Annotated in this window: 6 protein-coding genes and 2 pseudogenes; 4 read left to right on the top strand and 4 right to left on the bottom strand. The window is 69.3% G+C overall.

The annotated features are described in order from the left end of the window. The first annotated feature begins 190 nt into the window (after positions 1–190). Complete coding sequence (locus FCI23_RS62880; protein ID WP_265737860.1) at positions 191–316, top strand: hypothetical protein; 126 nt, start codon at positions 191–193, stop codon at positions 314–316. A 9-nt stretch (positions 317–325) separates the two neighbouring features. On the opposite strand, the gene FCI23_RS52820 is transcribed toward FCI23_RS62880, so the two are convergent. From FCI23_RS52820 to FCI23_RS52805, 4 genes are all read right to left on the bottom strand, one after another. Continuing rightward, positions 326–1,531, bottom strand: a complete 1,206-nt coding sequence (locus FCI23_RS52820) for an NAD(P)/FAD-dependent oxidoreductase (protein ID WP_211265872.1) — start codon at positions 1,529–1,531, stop codon at positions 326–328. Then, positions 1,528–1,746 (bottom strand): ferredoxin, encoded by a 219-nt coding sequence (locus tag FCI23_RS52815; protein WP_136731146.1) that lies wholly within the window; start codon positions 1,744–1,746, stop codon positions 1,528–1,530. Before FCI23_RS52815 ends, FCI23_RS52820 begins: the two co-directional genes overlap by 4 nt. Before the next feature lie 36 nt (positions 1,747–1,782). Next, a complete protein-coding gene (locus FCI23_RS52810) occupies positions 1,783–3,021 on the bottom strand; it encodes a cytochrome P450 (protein WP_136731144.1) in 1,239 nt (412 codons plus the stop codon). A 136-nt stretch (positions 3,022–3,157) separates the two neighbouring features. Further along, positions 3,158–3,643: a MarR family winged helix-turn-helix transcriptional regulator gene (locus FCI23_RS52805; protein WP_136731142.1), complete on the bottom strand. Its 486-nt coding sequence runs from the start codon at positions 3,641–3,643 to the stop codon at positions 3,158–3,160. A 118-nt stretch (positions 3,644–3,761) separates the two neighbouring features. On the opposite strand from FCI23_RS52805, the gene FCI23_RS52800 reads away from it, so the two are divergent. The 3 genes and pseudogenes from FCI23_RS52800 to FCI23_RS52790 all read left to right on the top strand — a co-directional run. Next, a complete protein-coding gene (locus FCI23_RS52800) occupies positions 3,762–4,211 on the top strand; it encodes an ATP-binding protein (protein ID WP_246144889.1) in 450 nt (149 codons plus the stop codon). Between the two features lie 287 nt (positions 4,212–4,498). Next, a pseudogene (locus tag FCI23_RS52795) lies at positions 4,499–5,698 on the top strand (sugar-binding protein); the annotation flags it as partial. 986 nt (positions 5,699–6,684) lie between these two features. Further along, positions 6,685–7,897: pseudogene (locus FCI23_RS52790) on the top strand (coagulation factor 5/8 type domain-containing protein); the annotation flags it as partial.

The raw sequence follows: 7,897 nt of genomic DNA, 5'->3' as shown, positions 1-7,897 counted from the left end.
CTTCCTCCTGGCGCTCGCGGTACTCGCGGCGCGCGGCCGTCGATCGTTCTTCCAGTTCTTCCTCCTCGACGTCGGTGGTGCGGTCCTCCGCGCGTAGCCCCGGCGTCCGCTCCGCGATCTCCCGGTCTGCTTGGAAGAGTTCGGCGCAGGTTGCGTAGAGCCGTGGGGACATGCCGAGAGTGACTTCCGTGTGCGGGATACGGCCCGTGAGGAAGCTGTCCAGGCCCGCCGCTCGGGCGTTCGCGTCGTTCGGGGCAAGCAGGTCGGTGTGAAGTACGACCAGGTCAAGGCCCGCAGCGTCGCTGAGGAGTCGTGACCGTGGCGGTCAGTTCACGGGTGCCAGGCGGGGCGCGGGTGTAGCCGTGAAGGCTGTCCACGGCGCGCGTTCGAGGACCAGGCGGCACAGCGTGCGGACCTGGCGGGGGGTGTTCCAGCCGAGTACGCCGACCACCCTCCCGTGGTGGCCGTAGGCGGCGGTGAACTGGCCGTCCGACGCGGTGCCGTAGGCGATCCGCAGGTCCGCGTCCGGGGGGAAGATGCCGTACGCCTGGATCCTGGTGTCGTACTGGTCGGTCCAGAAGTAGGGCACGGGGGCGAACGGGGCGGCGTCGCCGAGCAGGTTGCCGGCCGCGGCCATGGCCTGTTCGGTGGCGTTCATCCGGTGCTCCAGTCGCATGCGGGTGCCGAAGTGCGGGTTGGGCCAGGAAGCGACGTCGCCGGCGGCGTAGATGCCTGGGGCGGCCTGGCACAGCGCGTCGCACTCCACTCCGTTCCCCAGGTTCAGGCCCGAGCCGGTCAGCCAGCCGGTCGCGGGTGTGGAGCCGAGGGTCAGGACGACGATGTCGGCCGGCAGCGTGGTGCCGTCGCCGAGCTCCACCCCGGTCACCCGGCCGCCCGCGCTGCGCAGCCGGGTGACGGGCACGCCGCAGCGCAGGCGGGTGCCGTGGTCGCGGTGCAGTTCGGCGACGAGGGCGCCGATGCGGTCGCCGAACGGCTGGCGCACCGGGACGGGCTCTGGCTCGACCAGGGTCGCCTCCAGGCCCATGGTTCGGGCTGCCGCGGCGACTTCGGTGCCGAGGAATCCGGCACCGACCACGACCACGTCGGGCCCGGCGAGCAGCGCGGCGCGCAGTGCGAGGGCGTCGTCGAGCGTGCGCAGGACGTGGACCCCGGCCAGATCGCTGCCGGGGAGGCGGCGGGGGGTCACGCCGGTGGCGATGATCAGAGCGTCGAAGCCGATGCTCACCCCTTCGGCCAGATGTACCCGGCGGCCTGGGACGTCGAGGGCGGCGGCGCGCTGTCCGAGCCGCAGGTCGGCCTCCAGCCTCGCCAGGCCCTGCGGGGAGCGCAGGATGGCCCGCTCGGGTTCCCACGCGCCGGTGAGGATCTGCTTGGACAGCGGCGGCCGGTCGTAGGGCGGATGGGACTCGTCCCCGATCAGGACGAGGTCATCGCTCCAGCCTCGGCGGCGGAGGGTCTCGGCCGCGGTCAGACCGGCGGCCGCGGCCCCGACGATGACGATGCGCTTCATTCCTTGTCCTCCTGCTTCTCCTGTTCTTCCACCCAGATCGCCTGGGCCGGGCAGAGGACGGTCGCCTGCCGCACCTCGTCCGCCATGTCCTCGGGCGGGTTCTCGGCGAGCAGGACGACGATGCCGTCCTCCTCGCGCTGGTCGAACACCTCGGGTGCGGTCAGCACGCACTGACCGGAGGCGACACACTTGTGCTGGTCGACGATGACCTTCATCGGAATCCTCCTTTCCTGCACGGCACTTGGCCGCGGTCACCAGGTGACGGGTAGTTCGTAGACGCCGTAGACGAGGCCGTCGTGCTTGAACGGGATCTGGGCGAGGTCCACCGCCAGCTGCAGGGTGGGGATGCGGCGGTACAGGGTGCCGTAGACGACCTGTAGCTCGACCCGGGCCAGCGGCTGGCCCAGGCACTGGTGCACACCGAAGGCGAAGGCCACGTGGTGGCGGGGGTTGCGCTCCACGTCCAGCCGGTCGGGGTCGGAGAAGGCGGCCGGATCGCGGTTGCCGACGTCGTTGGCGAGGACGACACCCTCGCCGGCGCGGATGGTCACCCCGCCGATGTCGATGTCCTCCAAGGCCACGCGGCGCCGTCCGCTGTGCGTGATGGACAGGTAGCGCAGGAGTTCCTCGACCGCCGAGGCGATCAGCTTCGGATCGTCGCTCTCGCGCAGTTGGGCCAGCTGGTCCGGGTGCTGCAGCAGGGCCAGGGTGCCCAGCGCGATCATGTTCGCCGTGGTCTCGTGGCCGGCGATCAGCAGCAGCACGCCCATGCTGGCCGCTTCCCGCCGGGAGAGCTCACCGACCCCGACCCGCGCGGCCAGCCTGGAGAGCAGGTCGTCCGCCGGGTGGGCGAGCTTGTCGCCGATTATCCCGTCCAGGTAGTCGATCAGCCGCTGGGTGGCTTCCCGCGCCTGCTCCGCGGTTGTGGTGCGCCTGATCAGGATCTTGCTGTTGGCCTGGAAGAAGTCATGGTCGGCATACAGGACGCCGAGCAGCTCGCAGATCACCAGCGACGGCACCGGCAACGCGAACGCCTCGACCAGGTCCACCGGCTTCGGACCGGCGAGCATAGCGTCGATCAGGCCGTCGACGATCTTCTGGATCGCCGGCCGCAGGGCCTCCACGTGCTTGATGGAAAAGGCCGCGGTGACCATCCGACGGAGCCGGGCGTGATCTGGATCGTTCATGTTGATGAAGGAACGCGCCAGCGTCCGGCGCTCCATTTGGGCCGCGCCCGAATGCGGGAAGTGCGGGTGGGTGCTGTCCGAGCTGATCCGCGGATTGGCCAGCAGGGCCCGCACGTCCTCGTAGCGGGTGACCAGCCACGGGGTGCTGCCGTCCCACAGCCGGACCCGGCTGATCGGGGACTGGGCCTGCAGGGTGTGCAGGGCCGGCGGCGGGTCGAACGGGCAGCCGGCCGCCCGGGGCATCGGGTAATCCGGTACCTCAGCCGGCGGCGCATTGGTGCCGGGTGCCGAGTTGTTGCTCATGGTTCTCCGTCCTTCCGGAGGTCCGATATGGGGGCTGGTGCCAGGAGCCGGGGCCCGGCGCGCGCGGGGCGCGACGGGGCAGCGGAGCAGGACCAGCCGCCTGCAGGAGGAGACGCCGAAGAGAGCACCCCGGGGGTCAGGGGGCCACCGTTCCGCCATCGGTGGTGGGGGGCTGCGGAGTTTCCCGGAGCATGCGCCGGACGATGGGCAGGGCCGTGTGCAGGGCCTCGCTCAGCGCCCGCACGTCCTGCTCGGGCAACGCGGCCAGCAGGCCGGCCACCCGGGCATCCCTCGTCCGGCGGCGCTCGGCCATCAGCTCGCGCCCGGCATCCGTGAGGGCGATGAGGCGGACCCGCCCGTCTTCGGGATCACTGATTCGCGATGCCAGGCCCTGGGCTTCCAGCCGCTGGACCAGCACGGTCATCGACGGCTGGGTCACCCCCTCCGCCGCTGCCAGCGCGGTCAGCCGGATCGGACCCTCCCGCTCCAGCCTTCCCAGCGTCGAGACCGTGGTCAGGCTTATGCCCCGCCAGTCCGACAGGTGGTCAATGGCCATCTCGCGGACCAGCTCGTCCAACGCCGCCGCCACCTCCGGGGGGCCCTCTTCGGGCATCTCATCCATATCTGCATCTATAGCACTCCCTATATTGCTTTGTCTATATAGGGAGTGCTATAGATGGTTTGTGACCGTTCTGGTCAGAGCCAAGGCGCCACCGCGGCGCCGGAAGAAGGTGATCACTGTGACCAGCGCCTATGCCCCAGACATCTCCCCACTGCGGGCCACCGCCCGGCGCACACCGGCGTCGGACCGCGCGTGGCCGCTGGTGCACTGCCCGGAAGCCGTCGGGGAAGCCCGCCAGGTCGCCAAAGAGGTCCTCGCCCAGTGGAGGGTCGCCGAGGAAGCGGCCGACTCGGTGCTGCTGACCGTCTCCGAACTCGTCACTAACGCCGTTGAGCACGCCCAACCCCCGCTGAACCTCGAACTAAGCCGTGACCCCGGCGCCCGGCGGGTGCGCATCGAGGTTTCCGACGGAGGCCCTGCCGCCACGGACGGCGACTGGGCCGCCAGCTGCGCGGACAGCGAGCACGGCCGCGGACTGACGATCATCGACCACCTCACCGCCGCGCACGGCGACTGCCAAGAGCCCGGACACGTCACCCACTGGGCCGATGTCACCACCGCGGCCTAACCCGACCGCGCGGCAGCGGGCTGCGCCGGACGACTGCACCCGGCCGCCGCACTGAGCACGACGACCGTCGCGCACGGTGATTCATGAGAGATCACAGACCCGCACCGAACCATGTCCGGTTTGTCCCTGATCTTCGCTCTCACAACCTCTCGCAAAACAGCTTTCGCACAATGCCTCTCGCGGTAGGTTCTGCGACATGCCAGAGCTCGCCGAACCGGCCGCCGTCGTCGAACAGTTCGACTGCCCTACGGGAAGCCACGGCTGGAGCCCGCCGGCGAACGGGCCGCCGAGGCCTCGTCACCAAGCAACTGATGCCGGGCGCCACCGGCACGGACGCCGCGACCCAGGTGACCACCTACTGGTCCGCCGTCGGCACCGGCACCTGCCAGGGCCGCTCGGAGTGGGCCGACCAGGTCTGCTCCACGGGGCCCGGCGATGTCATTACCGGCGGAGGCTCCAACCCGTCGCAGATGCCGACCACCACCACCGAGTACAACTGGTGGGGCACCCCGGCCAAGGTTACCGAGACCGCCAACGGCACTACCCGCACCACCACCAACGCGTACGACGCGGCGGGCCGCCCGACCAAGGTCACGGTCACGGCCGGCATCGGCCAGGCCGTACCCGAGGTGACCACGGAGTACGACCCGTCCACCGGCCTTCCGGTGAAGATCACGTCGCCGACCGGGGGCACACTGACCACGACCTACGACAAGCTGGGTCGCCAGATGTCGTACAGCGACGCCGACGGCGGTATCACCACTACGGAGTACGACCTGCTGGGCCGACCCGTCAAGATCACCGACAACTCGCCGTCGACCACCACCTTCACCTACGACCACACGGCCGAGCCCCGCGGCATGGCCACCGCGACCAACGACTCCGTGGCCGGGTCCTCCCAGGCCTCCTATGACCCGGACGGCCTGGTCAGCAGCGAGAAGCTGCCCGGCGGGTACACACTCGACATCGCCACCGACTCCACCGGTGCTACCACGAGCCGTACCTACACCCGGGACGTAGACAGCACGACTGTCTACACGGACACAGTGACCCAAACCGCGCAGGGGCAGGTTGCCGCCCACTCGGGCTGGTCCGAGCAGTCCTTCGGCTACGACGCGGCCGGCCGACTGAAGTCTGTGGACGACACCACCAACACGGCCTGCACCAGGCGCACGTACGCCTTCGACAGCCGGAGCAACCGCACGTCGCTCACCAGCGCGGTGGCAGCCCCCGGCATCGACTGCACCTCCACCGGAGGCACTTCCACCTCCTTCGCCTACGACAGCGCGGACCGGATCGTCGTCGCCGGCTACGCCTACGACAACCTGGGCCGCACCACGACCGCCCCCGGCAGCACCGACAGCTACTACGTCAACGACCTGGCCTACCAGCAGACGGCCGGCACCCAACGCCAGACCCGGCAGCTGGACTCCGCAATGCGCTACCGCTCGTGGAAGACCGAGACCGGCAGCGGCTCCACCTGGACCGTTGTCACAGCCTTCAGGGTGTCCTGGTTGTTCTGGACATGAGCGGTCACCGCACCCGTCACATCACGTGCGTTGAGTGCGTTCCAGAGGTCCGTCGCCTCAGCGTCGGCGATCTTGAGATCGGCCTCCGAGAGCAGACCGTTGCTGCCGTTGAGCCTGGCCTTCCTGTCCTTTTCAAGAAGGCTCGCGAGCCCGGCTAGCTTGTTGGACGCCTTCTCCACATGCCACTTACCGACCGGCTCGCCGGTGTTGTACTCCTCGATCAGGGCGGTGGCCGTCCGGCCGTCTCCCTTAACTTGGGAGTCCGCGACCTGGTCCCTGGCGTAGAGCTCCTTGATGATGTTCTTCAGGGAACCGTTCTCGACCGCGCCTGTGCGGGAACCCTGCGCACGCAGCGACAGCCGGCCGAGACCCCCGCGCTGTCCCGCTGAACCTCGCTACCGGTCCCTTCGCCGGGCCCGTCGCGTACGGCAACGCCCAAGACCCCTGTGCGGCGCGGACCTGACACCGCGCCGCACAGGCTCGCACGACCCGTTCGGCTTGTTGTTCAGCCTCCGCCATGGGCAGCGTCCTGGTCCGAGTCGCTGTCCCCCGAGGTCCTCCCGGGTCTGGAGCCGCCGCCCGTCCTCCTTCGCGACCGCGCCGATGGCCCGGACGTGCTTGCCTCCGGCGTCCGCCCGGCGAGTGTCGATCTCATGGGCACATCGGATCTTTTCGTGCCTCATGCCCACGACGTAGTCCAGGTGACGGCCTTGCGGTGCCTGTCATGGATCGTTGATGGGAGTTGTCATCCGAGGTCAGCCGACTCTGCGCGCTTTCTTCCAACATTCTGCGTAATTTTTTCTTTACTGGATCGGAACCTTGCGGGGCTCCGGTCCGCTATGTACGGTCGGGGCGCCGGTTACCCGAGCTTCCTGAAGGAGCATCCGATGTGGCCGATCCCAAGACCCCCACGTGGCATCGGTGACGCCAGACGCCGATTGGCGGTGACCGCGGTCGCCGCGGTCGGCATGGCGTTGATATCCGTGGTGCCAGCAGCCGCCGCCCCCCACACCGCGGTTGCCCCATCCGCGTCAGCCGCCCCCACCGCCGCCGTGGCCACGGCGCCTGTTCCGCCGACGGCTGCTGGTCCCGCCGCGGCCACCGCGGTGGGGGCGACGACTGGGTTCACCAGTTTCCAGGGCGAGGCGGGCACGCTCGGCGGAGGCGCCAGCGTGGTGTCGTTGACCTCGGCGCCGACATCGCAGTACTCCAGCGCGGCCCTGGAAGCGTCCGGTCACGCGTACGCCCATCTGAGCGCCACCGGGCAGTCGGTGCAGTGGACCAACACGACCGGGCAGCCGATCAGCTTCCTGAACCTGCGGGCGAGCATCCCTGACTCGGCGTCGGGCGGCGGTATCACCGGCACGCTGGACCTGTATGTCAACGGCGTCTTCCAGCAGGCCCTGAACCTGAACTCGAAGCAGACCTGGGTCTACGAGGGCACCAACTACAACAACAGTGACGACCAGAACCCGGCCGACGGCGACCCGCGGGTGTTCTGGGACGAGTCACACACGTTCGTGACCGGTACGCCGATCCCGGCGGGTGCGACGTTCTCACTGCAGAAGGACTCGGCGAACAGTGCGTCGTTCTACGACATCGACGTGATGGACGTGGAGAACCCGCCGGCGCCGCTGGCGCAGCCGGCGAACTCGATCTCCATCACCAGCTGCGGCGCGGTTGCGGACAACAACCCGACCAACGGCTCGGCCGACAGCCAGTCAGTGGACAGCGGTCCCGCGATCCAGAACTGCATCAACCAGGCGCAGTCGCAGGGCAAGATCCTGTGGATCCCGCAGGGCACCTTCTACGTGAAGGGCACCGCGGGCCTGAACGCGCAGGGCATCACCGTCGCGGGCGCCGGGATGTGGTACAGCACGATCTACCGTGACGTGCCGGTGCCCAACAGCACGCCGCTGCCGGCGCTGTTCGGCCTGACGTCCAGCACGGTGCAGAACTTCCACATCGACGCGAACGCGGTCAGCCGCAGCACCATCGGCGGCGACGGCGGCGCCATGGACACCACCGGCACCAACTGGGTGGCCGACGGCATCTGGACCCAGCACACGATGTCCGGTTTCTGGGCGTCGGGTACCGGCGGGAAGGTGCAGAACAGCCGGCTGACCTCGATCTGGGCAGACGGGATCAACGTCAACA

The sequence above is a fragment of the Actinacidiphila oryziradicis genome (assembly GCF_005047355.1).
GTDB classification, from domain to species: Bacteria; Actinomycetota; Actinomycetes; order Streptomycetales; family Streptomycetaceae; genus Actinacidiphila; species Actinacidiphila oryziradicis.
Note: the sequence above shows the minus strand (reverse complement) of the source record. Positions and strands in the feature narration are given on the sequence as shown.